The organism is Amnibacterium endophyticum, assembly GCF_042680685.1.
GTDB classification, from domain to species: Bacteria; Actinomycetota; Actinomycetes; order Actinomycetales; family Microbacteriaceae; genus Amnibacterium; species Amnibacterium endophyticum.
In genome coordinates this window covers 84,683-106,669 of sequence record NZ_JBHUEA010000004.1, presented here as the reverse complement: position 1 = coordinate 106,669, position 21,987 = coordinate 84,683, and the positions used below count along the sequence as shown (strand labels likewise).

Here is a 21,987-nt window from a genome sequence, read left to right as displayed (position 1 = left end):
AGCGAGAAGGCTCCTCCGTCGCACCTCGACCAGCGAGGCGGGGTCCGCGGGGCTGAGAGGACGGTACGAAGGGACGCCGGGGCGCCGGTGCCGTGCGGGACGGACGTAGCCTTCCAGCATGTCCTCCCGCCTCCTGAAGTGGTTGCCGGCAGCCGTCGCCCCGGTCGTCGTCGCCGGCGCCGTCACCGTGCCCCTCGTCGCGGCCGCCGCTCCCCCGGCGCTGCCGGACAAGACGCCGCAGCAGGTGCTCGAGATGATCGCGAAGGCGAAGACGATCGACGGCTTCAGCGGCCGCATCGAGCAGACCTCGGACCTCGGCCTGCCGTCGCTGCCGACGACGGGCGCGGGCTCCGACTCCGACACCGCGTCCACGCTGAACCTGCTGACCGGCACGCACGAAGCGGACGTGTGGGCGGCCGGCAGCACGAGGACGCGGGTCGCCGTGCTGGACGACATGGCGGAGCGCGACGTGTACCGCGACGGCAGCACCGTCTGGCTGTGGGACTCGAAGAAGAACCGGGCCGTGAAGCTCGAGGGCAGCGGCGCCGCGGAGCAGCCCGAGGGCACGACCATGACCCCCGCGCAGATCGCGGAGGACCTGCTGCAGCGCGTCGGGCCGACCACCGCGACCACCGTCGACACGACGCAGCGGGTCGCCGGCCGCGACGCCTACACGCTGGTCCTGACGCCGAAGACGGACGCGACCACCGTCGGCTCCGTCCGCCTCGCGGTCGACGGGACGACCGGGCTGCCGCTGCAGGTCGCCGTCCTCGCCAGGGGCGCCTCCTCCCCCGCCTTCGAGAGCGGCTTCACGAGCATCGACTACGCGGTGCCCGCCGAGTCGAACTTCACCTTCACGCCGCCGAAGGACGCGACCGTGACGACGAAGCGGGTGGGCGGTTCGCACTCCGGATCCCACCGCTCGCCGACCGGCGAACGCCCCGAGGTCGTGGGCAGCGGCTGGAGCGCGGTCGTCGAGCTGCCCGCCGGGTCCGCGCCCGCCTCGATCGAGTCGAACCCGACGTACCAGCGGCTGACGACCGAGGTCGCCGGTGGCCGCGTGCTCAGCACCTCGCTCGTCAACGTGCTGCGCACCGACGACGGCCGGGTGCTCGCGGGGGCGGTGCCGGTCGAGCGCCTGCAGGCCGTCGCCGCTCGCTGAGCGTGCCGGCTCCGCTCGCGGTCGAGACCGCGGGCCTCGGCAAGCGGTTCGGCGGCCGCGACGCGGTGACCGACCTCGCGCTCGCGGTGCCCGCGGGCAGCGTCTTCGGCTTCCTCGGCCCGAACGGCTCGGGCAAGACGACCACGATCCGGATGCTGCTCGGGCTCGTCGCGCCGAGTGCCGGAGAGGCGCGCGTGCTCGGCGCCGCCATGCCCGACGCGGGCCGCGACGTGCTGCCCCGCGTCGGCGCGCTGGTCGAGGGCCCGGGGTTCTCCGGCTGGCTGTCCGGCCCCGCGAACCTGGCCCGCTTCGACACGGCGGACCCGCTCGCCGACGGCCGCACGCGGCGCGAGCGGATCGGGGCCGCGCTGGAGCGGGTGGGGCTCACGGCGGCGGGCGGCAAGAAGGTGAAGGCCTACTCCCTCGGGATGAAGCAGCGGCTCGGCATCGCGAACGCGCTGCTGCGGCCGCGCGACCTGCTGGTGCTCGACGAGCCGACGAACGGGCTCGACCCCCAGGGCACCCGCGAGGTGCGCACCCTCGTGCGCGACCTGGCCGCGGACGGCACGACCGTCTTCGTCTCGAGCCACCTGCTCGCCGAGATCGCGCAGATGTGCACGCACGCCGCGGTCATGTCCGCGGGACGGCTCGTCGCCCAGGGCACGCTGGACGAGCTGCGCGGGCACGGCGAGAGGCGCCTCCGGCTGCGCACCCCCGACGGGCCGGCAGCGGTGCGCGTGCTCGAGGGCGCCGGGCTGCGGGACGTGGAGCGGGAGGGCGGCGACGTCGTCGCGCCGCTCGGGTCCCGCCGTCCGGAGACGCTGGTGCCGCTGCTCGTCGCCGAGGACGTGCGGGTCCAGGGCCTCGCCGTCGAGGAACCGACCCTGGAGGACCGCTTCGTGCAGCTGACCGGCGAGGGATTCGATGTCGCGGGCTGAGCCTCGCCGCCGCGCGGGCCTCGCCCTGCTCGGCTCGGAGCTGACCGGGCTGTTCCGGCGGCGCCGCACGTGGGCGATGCTGCTCGCCCTCGCGGCCGTGCCGGTGCTCGTCGCCGTCGCGATCCGCATCTCCGCGGCGGACGGCGGCGGCCCGAGCCGCGGACCGTCCTTCGTGACCGGCATCGCGGGCAACGGCCTGTTCGTCGGGGTCGCCGCGCTGGTGCTCGCGATCCCGCTGTTCCTCCCGCTCACCATCGGGGTCGTCGCCGGCGACACCATCGCCGGGGAGGCGGCGACGGGCACGCTCCGCTACCTGCTGGTCGCTCCGGCCGGCCGGCCGCGGCTGCTGCTCGTGAAGTACCTCGGCGCCGCCGTGTTCTGCTTCGCCGCCCCGCTGACGATCGTCGTCGCCGGCACGCTGATCGGCGCCGCGCTGTTCCCGATCGGGCCGATCACCCTGCTCTCCGGCGACCAGGTGCCGATCGGCGAGGGGCTCGGCCGCCTCGCGCTCATCGGCCTGTACACCGGGCTGTCGATGCTCGGGCTCGCCGCGGTCGGCCTGTTCATCTCCACCCTCACCGACGTGCCCGTCGGCGCGATGGCGGCGACCGTGGTGGTCGCGATCACGAGCCAGGTGCTCGACCAGCTGCCGCAGCTGGACGCGATCCACCCCTTCCTGCTGACGGACCCCTGGCTCGGCTTCGTCGACCTGCTCCGGCAGCCGCCGGACTGGAGCGTGTTCGGCACGTCCGCGGCGGTGCAGGCGGGCTGGGTGGTCGTGTTCGGCGCGCTCGCCTTCGGCCGCTTCACGACGCGGGACGTGCTCGCCTGACGCTCCCGCGCAACGGGTTAGGGTCGGTCGGGGCCCGCGGGGAGGGCCGTGGGAGGCCCGACCGATGAAGATCGTCAGCTACAACCTGCGCGAGCACACGGCTCGCGGTGAGCTCGAGGCGCTCGCCGAGGCGAGCGACATGGACGTGCTCTGCCTGCAGGAGTGCGACCACACCGACATGCCGGACCGCCTCGGCCACCTCGAGCTGATCGAGCAGACGCGGACGAACCGCCTCGGCCTCGCGATGTACAGCCGGGCGGACCGCTTCGAGGTGAAGGCGCGGAAGCTCTTCGCCCTGCGCAAGTCGATGCACGACCGGGTGCTGAAGCCCGCGGCCGAGCGGCTGCTCGCGGCCCACCTGCTCGACCACGAGACGGGACGCGAGGTGCTGGTCGGCGACTTCCACGCGGCGCCGCTGTCCGCGACGAACGCGCTGCGGCGCAAGCAGATCGCCGCCGCGCACGAGGGCATGCGCGCGATGGCGGCCGACGTGCCGTCGGTGATGGTCGGCGACTTCAACTACCCCTGGTTCCAGCGCAACCTCGAGCGCCGGCTGTCCGCCACCGGCTACCAGCTGACCCGGACGAGCTCGCCCACCTACTCCGGCACCGTGATGCGCCTGCGGTTCCAGGGCTACTTCGACTTCATCACGTCGACGGGCTTCGCCATCGAGGACGTCGAGGTGCTGCCGCAGGGCCTCTCGGACCACCTGCCGATCAGCCTGACGGCCCGCATCGCGGCCTGAGCCTCTGGGAGGGACCTGGGGATCGGGTATCGATCCTCCCAGCGAGGCGGGCGTACGGTCCGCTGCATGTCATCGACGACGCAGGAGGCGCGGTCCGTCCGCAGCCTCATCCCGGCACGCATGGACCGCCTGCCGTGGACCCGCTTCCACTGGACCGTCGTGGTCGGCCTCGGCACCGCCTGGATCCTCGACGGCCTCGAGGTCCAGATCGTGGCCGCGAACGCCTTCGCGAAGCAGCTGGACATGTCGGCGTTCGAGGTCACCCTCACCGCGACCTTCTACCTCTTCGGCCAGGTCGTCGGCGCGCTCGTCTTCGGCCGCCTGTCGGACCGGCTCGGCCGCAAGCGCTTCTTCATCCTGACGCTGGCGATCTACCTGGTCGGGTCCGGCATCTCCGGATTCGCCTTCGCGCCCTGGTTCCTCTACCTGTTCCGCTTCGTCGCCGGCATGGGGATCGGCGGGGAGTACACCGCGATCAACTCCGCGATCGACGAGATCATCCCCTCCCGGTACCGCGGGCGGATCGACATCGCGATCAACGGCACCTACTGGGGCGGGGCGCTGATCGGCAACGCCGCCTACCTCTTCCTGCTGAACCAGCCCGCGCTCGACGAGTCGGGCTGGGGCTGGCGCATCGGCTTCTTCGTGGGCCCGCTGCTCGGCCTGATCATCATCTTCCTGCGCCGGCACGTGCCGGAGAGCCCGCGCTGGCAGATCACCCACGGGCACGAGCGCGACGCGGAGGCGAACGTCGACCGCATCGAGCGGGAGGTCGCCGACGAGGCCGGCACGGCGCTCGAGCCGGTGCCGGACTCGAAGGCGATCGAGATCCCCGTGCACGACCGGGTGCCGTTCGGGGTGATCGCGCACACGCTCTTCAAGCGCTACCCGAAGCGGACCCTGGTCGCCTTCTCGATGATGGTGACGCAGTCGTTCCTCTACAACGCGATCTTCTTCACCTACGCGACCGTGCTCACGACCTTCTACCGGATACCGACGGAGCAGATCCCGCTGTTCTTCTTCCCGTTCGCGCTCGGCAACCTCGCCGGCCCGCTGATCCTCGGTCCGCTGTTCGACACGATCGGGCGCAAGCAGATGATCTTCGCCACCTACGGGATCGCAGCGCTCGTGCTCGGCGTGTCCGGCGCGCTCTTCTCCGCCGGCGCGCTCGGGGCGGTCTCGCAGACCGTGCTCTGGTGCGTCTGCTTCTTCTTCGCCTCCGCGGGAGCGTCGTCGGCGTACCTCACGGTCAGCGAGACCTTCCCGCTGCAGCTGCGGGGGCAGGCGATCTCGTACTTCTTCGCGATCGCGCAGATCGCGGGCGCGATCGCGCCGGCGGTGTTCGGCCTGCTGATCGGGGACGGGAAGAGCCGCGGCCCGCTCGCGGGCGGCTACTACTTCGGCGCCGGGATGATGCTCGTCGGCGGCGTCATCGCGCTCGTCTTCGGCGTCCGCGCCGAACGGCAGTCGCTCGAGGACATCAGCGACGTGGACTTCATCGACAAGGCACGGCGGGAGGCTCCCGCGCGCACCTGACGGGTGCGAGCGGCCCCGGAGCCCCCGGTCAGGCCTGGAGGAGGCCGTGGAGGCGGTGCACCGCGGAGGCGGCGCCGATCGTCCCGTGCAGGCGACCGCCGGTCGTGCCGTCGAGGAAGACCGCGGCGAGCAGGCGTTCGACCTCGTCGTCCGTGCCGGGCCGCTCCCGCTGCCAGGTCTCCCAGACGCTCTCCGCCCAGGCGGAGACGGCTTTGGCGTGCCCGCGCTCCGAGCGCTGCCGCACGCCCGCCTCGGCGACGTCGACGACGGTGAGCCACCGCTGCGGCGGCCGCGGCGGTTCGAACACCGGCCAGGCCGCGGTGGGCCGCCCCATGCGGCGGTGGATGCTGCGCACGTCCTCGCCCGAGAACCCGTGCTCGATCGAGAGCCACAGGCCGGCGAGCGCGTAGCCCACGCGCAGCAGCGGGGTCGCACCGCCCGCGTGCTGGGCGGTGTAGGCGTCCGCCGTCATCTGGTGGTACCGGAGCATCACGGGGTGCTGCACCTGGAAGCCGAGGATCTCGCCGTGGACCAGCGTGCAGGCCGCCGAGGCGTCGACCTCGGGGACCACGGATTCGGCCGCGGGAAGGTCGATCCCGCAGCCGGAGCATGCCGTGGTGCCGCCGTGCACCCCGTCAGCCTCCCATGCCGCACCTTTGAAGGACCGGCTCAGCCGTCCTCGAGTGCGGCCTCCAGGCGGTCGACCTTGCCGCTCAGCTCACCGGTGCGGCCGGGCCTGATGTCGGCCTTGAGCACGAGCGAGACGCGGGACCCGTGCTCCCCGACGGCCTCGGTGGCGCGGCGGACGACGTCGAAGACCTCGTCCCACTCCCCCTCGATCGTCGTGAACATCGAGTCCGTGCGGTTCGGCAGACCGGACTCCCGCACGATCCGCACCGCGGCGGCCACCGCGTCGTGCACCGAGTCGTCGGCCCGTCCGGTCCCGCTCGGGCTCACCGAGAACGCCACCAGCATGCGCACCCCTCTCCCCGGGCCATTCCTACCGCAGGCGTCCGGGCCGCACCCGAGGGCTGGGCGATCACCCCGGAGCGCGCAAGAGCCGCCTGAGCAGCGGGCGGGCCGCCCCACACTGGTTCCCATGCGGCGCAGCAGGACCATCGGCGGAGCGGCGGCGGCCCTGGCGGCGGTCGCGCTGCTGGCGGGATGCTCGAGCGCAGGCGGCTCGAGCCGGGGCACACCGGTGCCACCGACGGCCGAGACCGGCTCGTCCGACCTGGTGCAGCGACCGCTCGGGGTCCCGGACGGCATGGAGCGGGCGCCGTACGACCGCGAGCGGACCGTGACGCTGCCCGAGGGCTGGACCGCCGCGCTCTGGGCGCGGGTCGACGGCGCGCGCCTCGCGGTGTGGAGCCCGGACGACCGCCTGCTCGTGTCGCGGCCCGACGCCGGCGACGTGCAGCTGCTGACGCCGCGGAGCGACGGCGCCGCCTCCCCGCGCGTCACGACGCTGGTCGACGGACTCACGCGGCCGCACGGGCTCGCCTTCCACGACGGGCGGCTGTACGTCGCCTCGAGCGACCGCGTCGACTCCTGGTCCTACGCGGGCGGACGCCTCGCGGACCGGCGCCCGGTGATCACCGGGCTGCCGGACGGCAGCACCCCGGAGCTGCGCGGCGCCTACGCCCACGCCCTTAAGTCGGTCGTGGTCGCCGACGACGGCACCGTGTACGTGTCGGTGGGCAGCACCGGCAACGTCTCGCCCGAGGACCGCGAGGCGGATCCGGAACGCGCGTCGATCCTGCGGGTCGAGGACGGGCGCGCGTCGACGTTCGCGCGCGGGGTGCGCAACGGGACCGGGCTCGCGATCGCGCCGGACGGCTCGGTCTGGACCGCGGTGAACCACCGGGACCGGGTCCCCTACCCCTACGCCGACGGCTGGCTCGAGCAGGGCGCGGTGGACCAGCGCTACGTCAACGACCACCCGATGGAGCAGGTGGCGCGGCTGACCGAGGGCCGCGACCTCGGTTGGCCGTACTGCGACCCGCAGCCCGACGTCGACCCGGGCGAGCAGGGCAGCGCGCTCGACTACTCCGACCGACCGTTCGTGCGCGACGTCGAGACGAACGCGGACGGCTCGGAGCTCGACTGCGGGTCGCTGCCGAGCACGGAGCAGGGCCTGCCGGCGCACTCCGCCCCGCTCGGCATGACGTTCGCCGAGGACGGCTCGCTGCCCGAGACGCTCGGCGCCGGCGCCCTCATCGGCGTGCACGGCTCGTGGAACCGGAACCCGCCGCGCGAACCGCGGGTCGTCTTCATGCCCTGGCGGGACGGAGGGCTCGGTGACGCGCGCACGCTGCTCGGCGGCTTCCAGCTCTCGGACGGCAGCCGCTGGGGGCGGCCGGTAGCCGCGGTGCCCGGGCCGGACGGCGCCGTCTACGTGACCGACGACGAGGCGGGCGCCGTCTACCGGATGGTCCCGCCCGCCTGACCTCCGAGTCTTCCGTCGAGGGCGCGGACCTGGGACGCTGCCGTTCGAGACGAGGAGGTCCTCATGTCCGCGATCCTGAACCCGTACCTCAACTTCCGCGGTGACGCCCGTTCCGCCCTCGAGTTCTACAAGGAGGTGTTCGGCGGCGACCTCACGGTGGGCACCTTCGCGGAGTTCGGGATGCCGGTCGATCCCGCCGAGGCGGACCAGGTCATGCACGGCCAGCTGACGACCGCGAGCGGGTTCACCCTGATGGCCTCCGACGTCCCCGCGGCGATGCCGTGGCGGCAGGGCGACAACGCCTTCAGCGTCTCGCTGTCGGGCGACTCGGCGGACGAGCTCACCGGGTACTGGGAGCGGCTCGCCGAGGGCGCGGAGATCCAGGAGCCGCTCGCGGAAGCGCCGTGGGGCGATCTCTTCGGCATGCTGCGGGACCGGTTCGGCGTGTCCTGGCTCGTGAACGTGGCCGGCGGGGGCGGATCCGCCGCCTGAAGGGCGCGCTCGGGACGGGCGGCGAGGATGGGCGCATGCAGCGCCTCCTCGTCCCCGCTCTCACCTCCGCCGGCCTGCTCGGCGGCTACGGCGTCGCCCGCGCAACGGGCGCGCGCTGGGCCGGGGGCGTCGTGCTCGGGGCGGTCGGTGCGGCCGTGGCGACGGTCGTCGGGCGCGAGGCCGGTGCCTGGCGTGCGGTCGCGGTGACGGGCACCTACCTCGTCGCCTTCGGCGCCTCGCACCCGCTGGCGAAGCGGCTCGGCGCCTGGCAGTCGGTCGGCGCGGTCGCCGCGGCGACCGCGATCCCGGCCGCGCTGCTCGCCGAGCGCTGACTCAGAACTGCGTGAGCGCCGCGGCGTAGGCGATCGAGAGGGCGATGGCGCCCGACAGCAGCGCGAACACCACGCGGGCCCGCCAGCGCCCGGGGAAGCCGCCCACGAGCTGCGTCGCGGACCCGACGACGAGCAGCGTGACGAACACCGCGACGAGCATGCCGCCGAGCAGCGGCACCGCCGAGGCCAGCTCGCCCGGGCTCTCGATCTGCACGTACATGAAGAAGACCGCGAGCACGTGCAGCGGGACGCTCATCGCGGTCAGCGCCGCGAACACGGCCAGCCCGAGCACGCGCCGGGTCGCGACGACTCCGGGCTTCTTCGGCGGCTGTGGCCGCCGCTCCGGGGCTGCTGCCCGACGGGTGGGCTCGACCGTCGGCGCGACGGGGCGCTCCAGCAGATCGGTGAACTGCGGCCGGGCCGCCGGCGCCTGCTGCGGCGGTCGGCGCAGCTGCTGCGCCTGCTCCGGATAGGTCGGGTACTGCGCCGCGAACTGGGTCGACGGACGGGATCGCGCCTCCGCGGCCGCGCGGTCGCGGTCGGTGCGGGTTCGGGTCGGCTCCACGGCACGGCTCCACTCGTCGAGTGCGGCCGGACGCCCCGGCCGGTGTCCACCGTGGCACAGCCCCTCGTTCGGGTCGCGGAGGCGCCGCGGCGGGTCCGCCACGTGTCGTCACCACCCGCGCGCCGCCCCGCCCTAGCCGAGCCGCCGCTCGCCGTCCAGCCTCGTTCCATCGATGCGACGAGCTCGTCACCGCCACGCCAGACTGGGTCGGTGACCTACTCCATCGTCGCCCGCGATCCCGAGACGGGCTCCCTCGGCGTCGCCGTGCAGTCCCACTGGTTCGACGTCGGCGGCCTGGTGATCGCCGCGGAGGCGGGGGTGGGCGCGATCGCGACGCAGGCCGCGCCGAACCTGGCGGTCAAGCCCCGCGGGCTCGCGATGCTGCGCGACGGGCGCACGGCCGACCAGGTCGTCGCGGAGCTCCGGGCCGGCGACGACCTGATCGACCACCGCCAGTTCGCGGTGGTCGGCGCGGACGGCTCGGCCGCGGCGCACACGGGCGCATCGTGCATGGCCGACGCCGGGCACCTGGTCGGCGACGGCTTCAGCGTGCAGGCCAACATCATGCGGTCGCCGGCGGTGTGGCACGCGATGAAGGACACGTTCGAGGCGGTGCGCGGCGGCGGGCTGGGCGCAGCCCTGCTCGCGACCCTCGACGCGGCGGAGGCGGCGGGCGGCGACCTGCGCGGCCGCCAGTCGGCGGCGATCCTCGTCGTGCCGGCGACCGGTGGGCCCGAGGAGCGGCTCGTGGACCTGCGGGTCGACGACGGCCCGGAGCCGCTGGTCGAGCTGCGCCGCCTGCTGCGGCTCAGCGACGCGTACCGCCTCGCGGACGAGGGCGACCAGCTGTCGGCCGCCGGTGACGCGGCGGGTGCGGCCGACCGCTGGTTCCGGGCCTTCGAGACGGCGCCGGAGAAGGTCGAGCTGCGGTTCTGGGCCGGTGTCGGCCTCGTCGGCGCCGGCAGCCCCGAGCGCGGCGCGGCCCTGGTGCGCGAGTGCGTGCAGCAGGACGACTCGTGGGCGGAGCTGCTCCGCCGCCTCATGCCCGATCCTGCCGCTGCGGAGTCGCTCCGCCTGCTCGACGCCGGCTGAGCCCCGCCGGCCCCTGCTCGCGGGCGGGTTCCGGACATCCGGGCGCCGCACAGCGCGCCCGGATGTCCGGAAGGCGACCGTGAGCGAGGGGATCTGAGTCGGTCCGGCTCAACTTCCTTCCGGATCCGGGAACAACTCCCCCTCCTACGCGTTGCATGAGTCACAGGCACTCACGTTCCACGTCTGGAGGACCCCTTGGCTCAGTTCGGCTACTCCGCCGCCGGCGACGACTCGTTCGACGAGTTCCTCGCGCGCATGCTCTCGTCGCAGCGCAGCGCGCAGGGGCGGCCCATCGACATCAGCCGGCTGCTCAGCCGGCGCACCCACGAGACCGTGGGCTCCGCCGTCCGCTCCGCCATGGAGCACGGCCACACCGAGGTCGACGCGCTGCACCTGCTCGCCGCCCTCGTGACCGCCGAGCAGGGCTCCCAGGCCCTGACGGCGGGCGGCATCGACGTCCCCGGCCTCGTCCGCGCGATCGAGGAGCGGCTGCCGCAGGGCGGGCCCGCCCGCTCGGACGGCCAGCCCGGGCTGACCCCGTCGGCGCAGCGCGCGCTGCTCGAGGCGGCGCAGGTCGCGCGCGCGTTCGGCTCGACCTACGTCGACCCCGAGCACGTGTTCTTCGCGATGGTCGCGAACCAGCAGGCCGTCCCCGGCCAGCTGCTCGCCGCCCACGGCGTGACGCCGGAGTCGCTGCAGCAGATCGCGCAGGCCGGCCAGCAGGCGCAGGAGGCCGCCGAGTCCGAGACCGGCACGCCGACCCTCGACCGGTACGCCGTGGACCTGACCGCCAAGGCGGCGGCCGGCGAGCTGGACCCCGTGATCGGGCGCTCCCTCGAGGTCGAGCAGGCCGTCGAGATCCTGCTGCGCCGCACCAAGAACAATCCCGTGCTGATCGGTGAGCCCGGTGTCGGCAAGACCGCGATCGTCGAGGGCCTCGCGCAGCGCGTCGTCGCCGACGACGTGCCCGAGCTGCTCCGCGGCAAGCGGATCGTGTCGCTCGACCTCGCCGGGATGGTGGCGGGCACCCGCTACCGCGGCGACTTCGAGGAGCGCATCACCAAGGTCGTCGACGAGATCGTCGCGCACAAGGACCGGCTGATCGTCTTCCTGGACGAGCTGCACACCGTGATCGGCGCCGGCAGCGGCGGCGAGGGCGGCATGGACGCGGGCAACATCCTGAAGCCGCGGCTGGCACGGGGCGAGCTGCACCTGATCGGCGCGACGACGCTCAGCGAGTACCGCCGCATCGAGAAGGACGCCGCGCTCGAGCGCCGCTTCCAGCCGGTGACCGTCGGCGAGCCCTCCGTGGAGGACGCGGTCCGCATCCTCGACGGGCTGAAGTCCCGCTACGAGGAGCACCACGGGGTCCGCTACACCGACGACGCGGTCCGCGCCGCGGTCGAGCTGTCGCACCGGTACGTGACCGACCGCTTCCTGCCGGACAAGGCGATCGACCTGGTCGATCAGGCCGGGGCCCGGCGGCGCCTGCACCTGGGCGTCCGCGTCGACGTCCCCGCCCTCGAGGCCCGCATCCGCGAGCTCGAGGCCGACAAGGCCCGCGCGGTCGCCGAGGAGCACTACGAGGAGGCGTCCCGGCTGCGCGACGAGGTCGAGGGCCTGCAGTCGCGCATCGCCGGTGCGGCGGACGCGCCGGCCGAGGACGTGGTCGTGGACGAGGCCGAGATCGCGGGCGTCATCTCCCGCCTGACGGGCATCCCGGCCGCGCGCCTGACCGAGGCGGACCGCAGCCGTCTCGCGAAGCTGGAGTCCGAGCTGCACGAGCGGGTCGTCGGGCAGGACGCCGCGGTCGCCGCGATCGCGAAGGCGGTCCGGCGCAGCCGCACCGGCATGGGCGACCCGCGTCGTCCCGTCGGCAGCTTCCTGTTCCTCGGCCCGACCGGCGTCGGCAAGACCGAGCTGGCGAAGGCCCTGGCCGCGAGCCTGTTCGGGGACGAGGGCGCGATGCACCGGTTCGACATGAGCGAGTTCGGCGAGCGGCACACCGTGTCCCGCCTGGTCGGCGCCCCTCCGGGATACGTCGGCTACGACGAGGCCGGCCAGCTGACCGAGCGCGTGCGCCGGAACCCGTACTCGGTGATCCTGCTCGACGAGATCGAGAAGGCGCACCCGGACGTGTTCAACCTGCTGCTGCAGGTGCTGGACGACGGCCGCCTGACCGACGGCCAGGGCCGCACCGTCGACTTCCGCAACACCGTCGTGATCATGACGTCGAACATCGGCAGCGAGTTCCTCGCCAGCCGCTCCGGCGCCCTCGGCTTCACCGCCGGGTCGTCGAGCGACTACAGCGAGACCGACCTGCGGCAGCGCGTCATGGGGCGGCTGCGCGAGGCGATGCGGCCGGAGTTCCTGAACCGCATCGACGAGGTCGTGCTGTTCCGCAAGCTGGAGCAGGAGCAGATCGGCGCCATCGTGCGCCTGCTGCTCACCGGCACCGCGGCGCGGCTGGCCCAGCGCGGCGTCGAGCTCGACGTCGACGACGCGGCGGTCGAGTGGATCGCCCGCACCGGGTACGAGCCGGAGTACGGCGCCCGCCCGCTGCGCCGGCTGATCCAGCGGCAGGTGGAGGACCGGATCGCGGACCTGATGGTCGCGGACGAGCCCGAGGCCGGCGACGTGGTCCGCGTCGCGGTCGAGGGTGACGGTCTCACCGCGGCGCTGCACCGCACCGCGCTGCCCGCGGCGGCCTGACCCGCCCGCCGGCTTCCGCCGGTCGAGGTGCGACGCAGGAGCCTCGAGACCTCCCTCGGGTGGTCTCGAGGCTCCGCTGCGCTCCGCGCCTCGACCGGCGGAGCCGCGCTCAGCGCGGGAAGCGGCGGCGCACCAGGGCCAGGATGACGATGTCGGCGATCGTGAAGACGCCGAGCACGGCGCCGACCACGACCGGCCAGACCACGTGCGAGGCGAGGCCGAAGACGACCAGGCCGACGCTGACGAGCAGCAGGACCGCGACGCCCTCAATGGCGCCGATGCGCTGCATCAGGCCGGGCAGCCCGTTCACGCGGGTCTGCCCCAGCTCGTCGGTCCTCGCGCGATCGTCGTCCGCCACTCCCCCAGTCTGCCGGTGCACCCTCGTGCCGTGGTGGAGCTGCAGGAGGACCTGAGCCTCGAGTTCACCGCGCCGCTCTGGCGCTGGGAGGCGCGACGCGAGCTGTGGACCTTCGTCTCGCTGCCCGCCGAGGTGACCGAGGACGTGCGCGAGCTGGCCGGGGACGTGCCCCGGGGCTTCGGCGCCGTGCGGGTGCTGGTCACCGTCAAAACGAGCACCTGGCGGACGTCCGTCTTCCCGGGCGGCGAGGACGGGCGGTACGTGCTGCCAGTGAAGAAGGCCGTCCGCGATGCGAACGGCCTCGACCTCGGCACCCCGGTCGCGGTCCGGCTGCAGCTGCAGCCCTGACCGCGACCGGAGGTGGCGCGTCAGTCCTTCTTCTCGGGCTTCTTGTCCTCGTCCGGCTTGTCGTCGCTCGGCGAGGAGATCTTCGCCGCGGGCTTCGGCTTCGACTGCGGGCGGGCGTCCGCGTGCTGGATCGCCTTGCCGCCGGAGACGTACTGCGAGGCCGGGGACGGCCAGCTCGATGCGCCGCCGTACTTGTTGTTCATCGTGCGCTGCACCGCCTGGAAGATGCAGTGCCGCATGCTCGCGTAGGCCGTCCCGGAGTTGCACCCGTGCGGGGAGTAGACGAAGCGCAGATTGGCACGGCCGGTGACGTTGCCGACCCAGACCGCGGTCGTCACCTTCGTGGTCGAGCCCATCGCCCAGGTGTCCTTGGCGTTGTCGGTCGTCCCGGTCTTACCGAACAGGTACCTGCCGTCGCCCAGCCGGTCCGCCGACATGGTGCCCCGACCGTTCCCGTTGTAGCCCGTCACGGGGTTCCGCAGGTCGTAGCCGGCTGCGATCATCAGGTCCTCGGGCTGCACCCGGCGGCAGTCCGCCTTCGGAATGTCGATCTTCTTGCCGTCCATGTCGGTGATGCTGTCGATGCCGATCGCGTCGCAGCGGACGCCCTTGTTCGCGATCGTGGCGTAACCCACCGCGTTGTCGAGCGGCGCGATCGACGAGGCGCCGCCGATGGACATCGCCGGCACGATCATGAGCGGGGCGATCTTGGCGGTGCCGTCCTCGTTGCGGACGATCTGCCCCTTCTTCTTCCCGCTCGAGTAGCGCTCGACGGCGGCGTTCGCCACGCCCATCGACTGCGCGATCTCGCGCAGCTTGCAGAGGTCCTGCTCCTCGGCCAGCGAGGCGAAGACGCCGTTGATCGAGCGCGCCGTGCCTTCCTGAATGGTGAAGTTGCCCTTCTCGTCCTCGTCATTGCCGAACTCCCACGGCTGACCGCCGACACCGCCGCAGCTCGAGTAGAAGTCCGACTGCGGGATCGTCCGCGCGTTGCCGTTCACGCTCTGGTTCATCGAGTGGCCGCTCTTCAGCCAGCCGATCATCGTGAAGGCCTTGAACGTCGAGCCGGGCTGGAAGCCAGCACCGGCGCCCAGCTTCTCGTTCACGTTGTAGTTCACCGCGGAGTACTTCGTGCGCGGCTTCGCACCATTCGGGCGGAAGGTCTTGTTCTGGACCATCGTGAGCACGCGACCCGTGCCGACCTGCACGGACGTCGTCGCGGCGCCGACGTCCGCCGCTCCGGGCTTCTGCGGCACGTAGCGGTCCACCGCCTTCTGCGCCTTCTTCTGCAGGTTCAGGTCGATCGTCGTGTTGATCGTCCAGCCCTTGGTGTAGAGGTTCGCGCGCCGCTCGGTGGGGTTCTTCCCGAACTCGGGGCTCGTGAGGATCGTGTTCTGCACATAGGTGCAGAAGAACGCAGCGGTGCCGGCCGTCTCGCAGCCCGTTGACGGCGGCGTGATCTTCGTCTTGATGTCCTCGGAGGAGTACTTCTCGTAGTCGGCGGCCGAGATCATCCCGTGGTCACGCTCGACGGCGAGGATGTGGTTGCGCCGCACCTCAGCGCCCTCGAGGTTCTCCTTGCGATCGAGGCGGAACTTGTCCGGGTTGTTCACGATCGACATCAACGTCGCGGCCTCGCCGATCGACAGGTCCTTCGCGTCCTTGTCGAAGTAGTAGTGCGCGGCGGCCTCGATGCCGTAGGTGCGGCCGCCGAAGCCGGCGATGTTGAGGTAGCCGAGGAGGATCTCGTCCTTCGAGTACTTCTTCTCGACGCCGATCGCGAGCCGCATCTCGCGGATCTTGCGGTTGATGGAGGTCGCCGTGCACGCCTTGTACGCGGCGTCCATCTTGTCGGGGTCGGTGATCGCCTCCGCCTGCTGCACGCAGACGTTCTTCACGTACTGCTGCGTGATGGTCGAGGCGCCCTGGATGTCGCTGCCCCGCAGGTTCTGCACGAGCGCGCGGGCGATGCCGTTCGGGTCGACGGCGCCGTGCTGGTAGAAGCGGACGTCCTCACCGGCGATGGTGGCGTTCTTCACCGTCGCAGGAACATCGTCCCACTTCACGCTCTCGCGGTTCTGGTTGAAGAAGGACGCGAGCAGGACGCGCTTCTTGCCGTCCATCGCGTACATGCGCGTCTTCTGATCGAGCGGTGTGATCTCCAGGTTGCTCGGCAGGTCCTGGAACGCGCCGATCTGCTGCTTCGCGGCGGTGCCGGCGAGGGCGATGCCCGGTGTCAGCACGCAGGCGATCAGCGTGCCCGCGACCGCGGCGACGGCGAAGAAGCCGAGCAGCGCGGACAGGCGGCTGCCGGCGGACAGAAGGGTTCGAGACGTCGGCACCCCGGCATCGTAGGGAATGGCGCGCGGCACGCCGCGCGCGACGCGGGACTCGTCCACGGCCCGTGTCCGGATCGTTGCCGACACGCGGGCGAAGGACCCCGGCTTCCCCGGGAGACCGATCGTTCGCAGGGCGCGGCCAGCCCGCCCGGGCAGGCTGAAGCGCATGACCGACCTGATCCGACCGCGGCGCGGCCGCATCATCGCCGGCGTCTGCGCCGGGCTGGCGCTGCGCTTCTCGACCTCCGCGACGCTGATCCGCGTCGTCTTCCTGCTGTCGATGCTGCTGCCCGGACCGCAGATCCTGATCTACCTCGCGCTCTGGGTGATCATGCCCAAGCAGCGCGCCTGATCATCAGGCGCCCGCGGCCCTGCGCTCGGTCCCGTCGGCGGCGACCGCCTCGCGGAGCCGCGACGCGGCGGTGAGGCCGCCCTCGATGCCGACGAGCGGACGCGGAGCCTCCGCCGCGACGCGGATCGGCACCGGGGTCGCGACGGTGCGCGACGACAGGCTCCAGCGCAGGATCCTGAGCGCGGTGCGGCGGGACGGCACGAACCAGAGGAAGAGGACCGCGCGCACCGCGTAGCCGACGAGCTGCGGCAGCGGGACGCCCCACACCGTGGCCACCGCGTGACCGGGCGCGAAGGCGGCGACCGTGCCGAGGCCCCGGTAGCCGAACCGTCTCGGACGCGCCCGCCGCGCGCTGCGCGCGATGTTGCGGCCGATGCGGGTTCCGGCCCGGATCGCCCAGAGCGCCTCCTTCGGCGCCCGCTGCGCGCCGTGACGCACCGCCGCCGCGTCGCCCGCGCTCCACACGCCGTCGGTCACCCGCAGGCAGTCGTCGACCCGGAGCAGGCCGTCCTGCTCCTGGTGGTCCTCGAGGCCCGGAATGGCCGGGACCGCGTTGCCGAGCGTGGACACGACGGTGGCCGATGCGATGCGGCTGCCGTCGCCGAGCACCACGCCGCCGGCGTCGACCGCCACGACGCGGGCGCCCGTCAGGACCTCCACCCCGGCCTCGTCGAGGTTGCGGCGGAGGCCCTCCTGCAGCGACAGCCGGTCGCGCCACACGGGCACCACGGTGTCGGCGGAGGACACGAGCACGACGCGTCGGGTGCTGCCGTAGCGCCGCCCGAGCGCGGCCGCGACCTCCGTGCCCGCGAAGCCGGCGCCGACCACCACGATCGTCGCCCGGCGGTCCGCGTCCCGGTCGTCCGCCGCGGGCTCCGCCTCCAGCAGCGCGAGGTGGTCCAGCAGAGCGGGCACGTTGCCCGGGAAGCGGAGCGCCCAGCCGTGCTCGGCGAGCCCGGGGACGGGATCGGTGCGGTCGTGCGCACCGGTGGCGATCACGAGCTCGTCGTACGCGACCGTCGTGGTCTCCCCCTGCCACTCGACGCGGACCTCGCGCCGCTCGGCGTCCACCGCGGTCGCCCAGCCCTGCACGCGGCGGGCGTGCGGCACGCACTCCTCCAGCGGGCTCGTCTGCAGCCCCGGGGCCAGCTCGCCGTCGAGGACCTCGCCGGTGAACCCGTGGAACACCTGCTGGGTGAACGGCGCGACGACGACGATGTCGGCGGCCGAGCCCATCCAGCGGCGGAGGGCCCGGTAGCACCAGATCGCGGTGTACCCGCCGCCCAGGATGACGACCCTCATGCCACCGTCTCCTCGGCTCGCGAGGGGGCGGGGAGCACGGCGGGGGCGTTCCATCCCGGTACCGCGACAGGACGGCCGAAGGCGGTCGGCGCGGCGAGGCGGAAGCCGAGGTGCGCGAACCGGGCTGACAGCCCCGTCATGCGGTCGATGTCCTCGAGCGAGGGTCGGCCGATCGTGCCGTGGCCGCGGTGACCGCCGAGGGCGAGCAGCGCCGTCTCCGCGAGGCAGGCGAAGGAGCGGTCGTCCGGCAGACCGATGGGGTGACCGCGGCGGACGAGTCCTGGCGTGGCGACGACCCCGCCGTCGACGATCACGACGTCGGGGCGCTCTGCCGCGAGCCGCTCGCTCGTGTTCCGCGGCTGCGTGTCGTCGACGACGACCGCCCCCGGCTTCAGGTGCTCCGAGCCGAGCACCGCGTCCGCCGCGGAGGTCATCAGCACGATGACGTCCGCGCGGCGGCAGTCGGCCAGATCCGTCGACCAGCTGGCGTCGAGCGATCCGGCGAGCGCGGCGAGGCTGCTCGGCGTGCGGCCGACGAGCAGCAGCTCGCTGGCGATGCCGGCGCGCGCCGTCGCCCGCGCGACCGCGGTGCCGACCGAACCGGTCGCCCCGACGAGCGCGACGACCGGCGGCTCGTCGAAGGCGCCGACGACGCGCTCCACCGCCTGCACCGTGATCGCGGCCGTGAAGGCGTTGCCGTTCGTGACGCCCACGTCCGTGCGGCGCCGCAGCTTCGCCCCGCCCGCCGTCACCGGCGCCGTCAGCGCACCGAGGCCGACGATCTCGGCGCCGCGGGACACCGCGAGGTCCACCGCCTCGTCGACCCGCCGCTGCACCAGGGCGCGATCGGGCCCGAGCAGCAGCCGGGGGCTGAGCGGCAGCGTGATGATCTCGCCGAGCACCTCCCCCTGCGCGTCCGACGCCTCGATCGTCGCGTGCACCCAGGGCTTCAGCGGCAGCCGGGCCATGCTGCGCTCGATGAGCCCCGACGGGACGAGGCCGAGCAGCGGGTGCACCCCCGCCAGGTCGGCGCGGACGTCGGTGCGCGGGTGCACCAGGAAGGCGAAGCGGGTGCGCTGAGGGGTGGTGTCCACGGGACGTCTCCGAACGGTCGGCACGGATGCAGCAGGCAGGACGTGGCGGACACGAGGAGCAGGCGCGCAGGATCGCGTGCGGGCACCCCCCAGAGCCCGTCTTCGAGAGCGCCGCCTCCCCCGTTCCGGTGACTCCCGTTCGAGGGGGCTGCGCTTGGCGTCACCATATCGGGGGGTCGGATGCGGCCCGCAAGTCCCCGTTCCGCATCGATCCGCCCCGAGCAGGCGGCCCGTTTCACGGCGTGCCTATGAAAACCCTGGTCGCGCCCGGAAAGGGCCCGAGTGCGCGCTCTCCGTGCGGATTCCGGCCCTCCGGCGTGTCGCTACTCGAGGTGCGGGTGGAACGCCGTCGCGCCGGGGGCCGACACCTGGTTGTGGACCAGATCGATGCCGAGCACGTCGAACCTGGCGGCGTCGATGACGATCGAGACCGCCCGCGCGAGCGAGGCGTCGTCGCCCTCCGCCCCCACGAACAGCTCGCCGTCCTCGTTCTCGTGCGGCAGGGCGACCCGGGTGCGGAGGTCGAGCGGGTCCCGCACCCGCAGCCGGATGGCCGCGGTCACCGTCACGGTGCCGTCGTCGTGGCGAGTGGGCTGCATCACGCGGTCGGACATCGCGTGCACCCTACGCGCGGGACGTCAGACGCAGGCCGCCACCACCGCCGCGATCCGCCGCTCCCGCGTCTCCGGGGTCTTCGCGCCCTCGACGCTCAGGACGTGCGCCTTGCGCCGGCTCGGCGCGAGCGCGTCGAACGCCGCGGCGGCGCCGGCCCCCTCGAGCGCGGCGGCCAGATCGGCGGGCACCGGGACCTCGCGCGGCGCGTCGTCGACGGTGAGCGCGACGTCGATCGCGTCCCCGCCGCCGATGCCGCTCGCGGCCCGATGCGCGGAGGAGAAGGGGATCAGCGCCTCGCCGCCCATCGAGCCGACGGTGCTCGAGTACCGGTACCCGTTCACGACGACCTCGACCGCGGGCCGCCTCCCCGCCCCCAGCCGCTCCAGCACCTCGGGCGGCACGGGGATGCCGGTGCTCCTGCCGGTCAGGCGCATGGCGGTGCGGTACTCCTCGCTCACGACGCGCAGCCTGCCACGCCGCGGACGGTCGGGCAGTAGAACACCAGTTCGATTACGCTCCCGTCCCGTGGTGGAGTGGCATCCGAGACGGCTGGCGACGGCGACGGAGTGGCTGCTGCGGGTGCCCGGCCAGCCGGAGCCGATCGCGGTCATCCGCCGGCTGCGCATCGAGGGCCGGCACGTCTTCCGCGCGGTCACCTGGGCGCCGACCTCCGCGGGGAGGGAGCTGATCGGGTACTACCGCAGCGGCGACGCGGCCGCCGAGGCGGTGTGGCGGCACCACATCGCGCAGCAGGCGAGCCGGCACGACGAGGCGAGCCGGACGCACGGCGGCAGCGCGCGCCACGTCGGGCGCTGACCGAGCGCCGTCGCTGGCGGTCATCGGGCGCGGGGCGCACCCGCGTCGTCCGGGACCCTGTCCCACAGGTGGGCGCAGTCGAGGCAGACGCAGGTGCGGTCGGGGCGCTCCCCGGGCGTCGCGGCGAGGGCGACGCGGTCACCGCCGCAGTTCGGGCATCGCATGGCGGGATGGTGCGCGGCCCCTCCGACACCGGGTGCACACCCCCTGCTCTCGGGGTGCCGCCCGGCGGTGCGGATGGTCCATCATTCCGTCCATGACCGGTGCCGACGTCGCCATGCTGGCGCTCACGGCCGCCGGGTTCGGGCTGATCGCCCTGCTGCCCTACGGCGCCTTCCGCCTGGTCGAGCTGGCCGAGGACGCCGTCTGGCATCTGCGCCACAGCGCCTGATCGGCGCCGTCGCCGCGACAGCGGCTCCGATCAGGCCGCGAGCGGCAGCGCCCGGTGGTCGCAGGCGTCGCACGCGCTGTCGCACGAGCACGGCGGCGGGCAGTGGTGGGAGTGGCGGCAGGAGCACATGAGGGGCTCTCCTTCTTCCGTGCGTCGGTGAACGGTGGGAGAGAGGTTCCGCCCGCGGACGGGGGCCACGTGCGAGCGCCGCACGCCCAGTCCGGGGGTCACGCGCCCCTTCGGTCGGTGTTCGTGCTGCTCCGGCGGCGTCGGAGCAGCACGAACACCGACCGAGGGATCGATCAGGACTCTGCGGCGGCGAGCTGCCCGCAGGCGCCGTCGATCTCCTTGCCGCGGGTGTCGCGGATCGTGGTCGGCACGCCGGCGGCCTCGAGGCGGCGGACGAACTCCCGCTGCACCGCCGGCTCGGACGCGGTCCAGATCGAGCCGGGCGTCGGGTTCAGCGGGATCGGGTTCACGTGCACCCAGCCGCGACCGCGGGCGTTCAGCTTCTCCGCGAGCAGGTCCGCGCGCCACCCGTGGTCGTTCATGTCCTTGATCAGCGCGTACTCGATCGACACCCGACGACCGGTCGCGTCGAAGTAGGCGCGGGCCGCGTCGAGCGCCTCGTCGACCTTCCAGCGCGAGTTCACCGGGATCAGCTCGTCGCGCAGCTCGTCGTCCGGAGCGTGGAGCGACAGCGCGAACGTCACCGGCACCGCCTCCGCGGCCAGCTTGCGGATCGCGGGCACGAGGCCGACGGTCGAGACCGTGATGTGCCGGGCGCTCATCCCGAGGCCGTCCGGCGCGGGCGCCACCATCGTGCGCACCGCCCGCATCAGCCGGGCGTAGTTCGCGAGCGGCTCCCCCATGCCCATGAAGACGATGTTCGACACGCGCTCCGGCGTCGTCTCGCCGTCCCGCTTGCCGCCGAGCCCGCCGTCCGCGATGAAGCGGTTCGCGCGCACCACCTGGTCGACGATCTCCGCCGCGGACATGTTGCGGGTCAGGCCCGCCTGGCCGGTCGCGCAGAAGGGGCAGTTCATGCCGCAGCCCGCCTGCGACGAGACGCAGAGCGTGATGCGCCCCGGGTAGCGCATCAGCACGCTCTCGACGAGGGCGCCGTCGTGCAGCTTCCAGAGGAACTTGACCGTGTCGCCGCGGTCGGTCGCGAGGCGGCGGACCTCGGTCATGAGCGACGGGAGGAGTCCGGCGACGAGCTCCTCGCGGCCCGCGGCGGGCAGATCCGTCATCGCGGCCGGGTCGGACGTCCAGCGCGTGAAGTAGTGGCGCGCGATCTGCTTCGCGCGGAAGGCGGGCAGCCCCAGCTCGACGAGGCGCGCACGCCGCTCGTCGCCGTCGAGGTCCGCGAGGTGCACCGGCGGCTTGCCGCGCTTCGGCGACGCGAACTGCAGCAGCGGCCGCCCCTCGCCGTCGCGCTGCTGCTGCCACCCCTCGGTGGCGGGACGCACCTGCGGGCGCGCGAGCGGGACGTCGACGGGCATCCCTCCAGGATA

The 21,987-nt window shown here is 73.4% G+C and carries 24 protein-coding genes; 14 read left to right on the top strand and 10 right to left on the bottom strand.

The features are described from left to right. Positions 1 to 118: 118 nt before the first annotated feature. The 5 genes from ACFSBI_RS04260 to ACFSBI_RS04240 all read left to right on the top strand — a co-directional run bounded on the left by ACFSBI_RS04260 (position 119) and on the right by ACFSBI_RS04240 (position 5,213). A complete protein-coding gene (locus ACFSBI_RS04260) occupies positions 119 to 1,162 on the top strand; it encodes a LolA family protein (RefSeq protein ID WP_377932367.1) in 1,044 nt (347 codons plus the stop codon). A gap of 2 nt (positions 1,163 to 1,164) precedes the next feature. Continuing rightward, on the top strand, positions 1,165 to 2,100 hold the full coding sequence (locus tag ACFSBI_RS04255; RefSeq protein WP_377932366.1) for an ABC transporter ATP-binding protein: 936 nt from the start codon (positions 1,165 to 1,167) through the stop codon (positions 2,098 to 2,100). After that, a complete protein-coding gene (locus ACFSBI_RS04250; protein ID WP_377932364.1) occupies positions 2,087 to 2,932 on the top strand; it encodes an ABC transporter permease in 846 nt (281 codons plus the stop codon). Before ACFSBI_RS04255 ends, ACFSBI_RS04250 begins: the two co-directional genes overlap by 14 nt. 64 nt (positions 2,933 to 2,996) lie before the next feature. After that, a complete protein-coding gene (locus ACFSBI_RS04245; RefSeq protein ID WP_377932362.1) occupies positions 2,997 to 3,677 on the top strand; it encodes an endonuclease/exonuclease/phosphatase family protein in 681 nt (226 codons plus the stop codon). Between the two features lie 66 nt (positions 3,678 to 3,743). Further along, positions 3,744 to 5,213, top strand: coding sequence for an MFS transporter (locus ACFSBI_RS04240; RefSeq protein ID WP_377932360.1), 1,470 nt, complete (start codon positions 3,744 to 3,746; stop codon positions 5,211 to 5,213). A 28-nt stretch (positions 5,214 to 5,241) separates the two neighbouring features. On the opposite strand, the gene ACFSBI_RS04235 is transcribed toward ACFSBI_RS04240, so the two are convergent. Both ACFSBI_RS04235 and ACFSBI_RS04230 read right to left on the bottom strand, forming a co-directional pair. Beyond that, positions 5,242 to 5,844: a DUF5946 family protein gene (locus ACFSBI_RS04235; protein ID WP_377932359.1), complete on the bottom strand. Its 603-nt coding sequence runs from the start codon at positions 5,842 to 5,844 to the stop codon at positions 5,242 to 5,244. Positions 5,845 to 5,882: 38 nt separating this feature from the next. Beyond that, positions 5,883 to 6,188 carry a thiamine-binding protein gene (locus tag ACFSBI_RS04230; RefSeq protein ID WP_377932358.1) on the bottom strand — a complete coding sequence of 102 codons (306 nt, stop codon included), beginning with the start codon at positions 6,186 to 6,188 and terminating at the stop codon, positions 5,883 to 5,885. Between the two features lie 124 nt (positions 6,189 to 6,312). Between ACFSBI_RS04230 and ACFSBI_RS04225 the strand changes: the two genes are divergently transcribed. The 3 genes from ACFSBI_RS04225 (at position 6,313) to ACFSBI_RS04215 (ending at position 8,486) form a co-directional block, all read left to right on the top strand. After that, complete coding sequence (locus tag ACFSBI_RS04225) at positions 6,313 to 7,662, top strand: PQQ-dependent sugar dehydrogenase (protein ID WP_377932356.1); 1,350 nt, start codon at positions 6,313 to 6,315, stop codon at positions 7,660 to 7,662. A gap of 63 nt (positions 7,663 to 7,725) precedes the next feature. Further along, positions 7,726 to 8,154, top strand: coding sequence for a VOC family protein (locus tag ACFSBI_RS04220; RefSeq protein WP_377932354.1), 429 nt, complete (start codon positions 7,726 to 7,728; stop codon positions 8,152 to 8,154). Positions 8,155 to 8,189: 35 nt separating this feature from the next. Next, on the top strand, positions 8,190 to 8,486 hold the full coding sequence (locus ACFSBI_RS04215) for a hypothetical protein (RefSeq protein ID WP_377932352.1): 297 nt from the start codon (positions 8,190 to 8,192) through the stop codon (positions 8,484 to 8,486). Position 8,487: 1 nt separating this feature from the next. Here ACFSBI_RS04215 and ACFSBI_RS04210 read toward each other — a convergent pair whose 3' ends face one another. After that, on the bottom strand, positions 8,488 to 9,051 hold the full coding sequence (locus ACFSBI_RS04210) for a hypothetical protein (RefSeq protein ID WP_377932350.1): 564 nt from the start codon (positions 9,049 to 9,051) through the stop codon (positions 8,488 to 8,490). Positions 9,052 to 9,261: 210 nt separating this feature from the next. Here ACFSBI_RS04210 and ACFSBI_RS04205 point away from each other — a divergent pair, with 210 nt between their 5' ends. Continuing rightward, positions 9,262 to 10,143 (top strand): DUF1028 domain-containing protein, encoded by an 882-nt coding sequence (locus ACFSBI_RS04205; protein WP_377932348.1) that lies wholly within the window; start codon positions 9,262 to 9,264, stop codon positions 10,141 to 10,143. A gap of 255 nt (positions 10,144 to 10,398) precedes the next feature. Further along, entirely contained in the window at positions 10,399 to 12,855 is a 2,457-nt protein-coding gene (locus ACFSBI_RS04200) for an ATP-dependent Clp protease ATP-binding subunit (protein WP_377932483.1), read from the top strand. A 109-nt stretch (positions 12,856 to 12,964) separates the two neighbouring features. Here ACFSBI_RS04200 and ACFSBI_RS04195 read toward each other — a convergent pair whose 3' ends face one another. Continuing rightward, on the bottom strand, positions 12,965 to 13,213 hold the full coding sequence (locus tag ACFSBI_RS04195) for a hypothetical protein (protein WP_377932346.1): 249 nt from the start codon (positions 13,211 to 13,213) through the stop codon (positions 12,965 to 12,967). Between the two features lie 30 nt (positions 13,214 to 13,243). Between ACFSBI_RS04195 and ACFSBI_RS04190 the strand changes: the two genes are divergently transcribed. Beyond that, positions 13,244 to 13,561: a DUF1905 domain-containing protein gene (locus ACFSBI_RS04190; protein ID WP_377932345.1), complete on the top strand. Its 318-nt coding sequence runs from the start codon at positions 13,244 to 13,246 to the stop codon at positions 13,559 to 13,561. Positions 13,562 to 13,581: 20 nt separating this feature from the next. On the opposite strand, the gene ACFSBI_RS04185 is transcribed toward ACFSBI_RS04190, so the two are convergent. Next, positions 13,582 to 15,903 carry a transglycosylase domain-containing protein gene (locus tag ACFSBI_RS04185; protein ID WP_377932343.1) on the bottom strand — a complete coding sequence of 774 codons (2,322 nt, stop codon included), beginning with the start codon at positions 15,901 to 15,903 and terminating at the stop codon, positions 13,582 to 13,584. Between the two features lie 163 nt (positions 15,904 to 16,066). Here ACFSBI_RS04185 and ACFSBI_RS04180 point away from each other — a divergent pair, with 163 nt between their 5' ends. Next, positions 16,067 to 16,252 (top strand): PspC domain-containing protein, encoded by a 186-nt coding sequence (locus ACFSBI_RS04180; protein WP_377932341.1) that lies wholly within the window; start codon positions 16,067 to 16,069, stop codon positions 16,250 to 16,252. A 3-nt stretch (positions 16,253 to 16,255) separates the two neighbouring features. Here ACFSBI_RS04180 and ACFSBI_RS04175 read toward each other — a convergent pair whose 3' ends face one another. From ACFSBI_RS04175 to ACFSBI_RS04160, 4 genes are all read right to left on the bottom strand, one after another. Continuing rightward, complete coding sequence (locus tag ACFSBI_RS04175) at positions 16,256 to 17,554, bottom strand: NAD(P)/FAD-dependent oxidoreductase (RefSeq protein WP_377932339.1); 1,299 nt, start codon at positions 17,552 to 17,554, stop codon at positions 16,256 to 16,258. Further along, positions 17,551 to 18,648: an NAD(P)-binding domain-containing protein gene (locus tag ACFSBI_RS04170; protein WP_377932337.1), complete on the bottom strand. Its 1,098-nt coding sequence runs from the start codon at positions 18,646 to 18,648 to the stop codon at positions 17,551 to 17,553. The genes ACFSBI_RS04175 and ACFSBI_RS04170 overlap by 4 nt, the downstream gene beginning before the upstream one ends. Before the next feature lie 323 nt (positions 18,649 to 18,971). Then, positions 18,972 to 19,262, bottom strand: coding sequence for a hypothetical protein (locus ACFSBI_RS04165; RefSeq protein WP_377932336.1), 291 nt, complete (start codon positions 19,260 to 19,262; stop codon positions 18,972 to 18,974). Positions 19,263 to 19,286: 24 nt separating this feature from the next. Next, positions 19,287 to 19,721, bottom strand: coding sequence for a YdeI/OmpD-associated family protein (locus tag ACFSBI_RS04160; RefSeq protein WP_377932335.1), 435 nt, complete (start codon positions 19,719 to 19,721; stop codon positions 19,287 to 19,289). A gap of 67 nt (positions 19,722 to 19,788) precedes the next feature. On the opposite strand from ACFSBI_RS04160, the gene ACFSBI_RS04155 reads away from it, so the two are divergent. Both ACFSBI_RS04155 and ACFSBI_RS04150 read left to right on the top strand, forming a co-directional pair. Continuing rightward, positions 19,789 to 20,079 carry a hypothetical protein gene (locus ACFSBI_RS04155; RefSeq protein WP_377932333.1) on the top strand — a complete coding sequence of 97 codons (291 nt, stop codon included), beginning with the start codon at positions 19,789 to 19,791 and terminating at the stop codon, positions 20,077 to 20,079. A 256-nt stretch (positions 20,080 to 20,335) separates the two neighbouring features. After that, positions 20,336 to 20,470 carry a hypothetical protein gene (locus ACFSBI_RS04150; RefSeq protein WP_377932331.1) on the top strand — a complete coding sequence of 45 codons (135 nt, stop codon included), beginning with the start codon at positions 20,336 to 20,338 and terminating at the stop codon, positions 20,468 to 20,470. A 302-nt stretch (positions 20,471 to 20,772) separates the two neighbouring features. Here ACFSBI_RS04150 and rlmN read toward each other — a convergent pair whose 3' ends face one another. Further along, entirely contained in the window at positions 20,773 to 21,975 is a 1,203-nt protein-coding gene (gene rlmN, locus ACFSBI_RS04145) for a dual-specificity RNA methyltransferase RlmN (protein ID WP_377932329.1), read from the bottom strand. Positions 21,976 to 21,987: the final 12 nt, after the last annotated feature.

Coding starts and splice junctions, on each gene's coding strand:
- ACFSBI_RS04225 (WP_377932356.1), top strand. CDS start 6,313: ATGCGGCGCAGCAGGACCATCGGCGGAGCGGCGGCGGCCCTGGCGGCG.
- ACFSBI_RS04150 (WP_377932331.1), top strand. CDS start 20,336: ATGACCGGTGCCGACGTCGCCATGCTGGCGCTCACGGCCGCCGGGTTC.
- ACFSBI_RS04240 (WP_377932360.1), top strand. CDS start 3,744: ATGTCATCGACGACGCAGGAGGCGCGGTCCGTCCGCAGCCTCATCCCG.
- ACFSBI_RS04165 (WP_377932336.1), bottom strand. CDS start 19,262: ATGTCCGACCGCGTGATGCAGCCCACTCGCCACGACGACGGCACCGTG.
- ACFSBI_RS04215 (WP_377932352.1), top strand. CDS start 8,190: ATGCAGCGCCTCCTCGTCCCCGCTCTCACCTCCGCCGGCCTGCTCGGC.
- ACFSBI_RS04220 (WP_377932354.1), top strand. CDS start 7,726: ATGTCCGCGATCCTGAACCCGTACCTCAACTTCCGCGGTGACGCCCGT.
- ACFSBI_RS04180 (WP_377932341.1), top strand. CDS start 16,067: ATGACCGACCTGATCCGACCGCGGCGCGGCCGCATCATCGCCGGCGTC.
- ACFSBI_RS04260 (WP_377932367.1), top strand. CDS start 119: ATGTCCTCCCGCCTCCTGAAGTGGTTGCCGGCAGCCGTCGCCCCGGTC.
- ACFSBI_RS04175 (WP_377932339.1), bottom strand. CDS start 17,554: ATGAGGGTCGTCATCCTGGGCGGCGGGTACACCGCGATCTGGTGCTAC.
- ACFSBI_RS04245 (WP_377932362.1), top strand. CDS start 2,997: ATGAAGATCGTCAGCTACAACCTGCGCGAGCACACGGCTCGCGGTGAG.
- ACFSBI_RS04200 (WP_377932483.1), top strand. CDS start 10,399: ATGCTCTCGTCGCAGCGCAGCGCGCAGGGGCGGCCCATCGACATCAGC.
- ACFSBI_RS04250 (WP_377932364.1), top strand. CDS start 2,087: ATGTCGCGGGCTGAGCCTCGCCGCCGCGCGGGCCTCGCCCTGCTCGGC.
- ACFSBI_RS04230 (WP_377932358.1), bottom strand. CDS start 6,188: ATGCTGGTGGCGTTCTCGGTGAGCCCGAGCGGGACCGGACGGGCCGAC.
- rlmN (WP_377932329.1), bottom strand. CDS start 21,975: ATGCCCGTCGACGTCCCGCTCGCGCGCCCGCAGGTGCGTCCCGCCACC.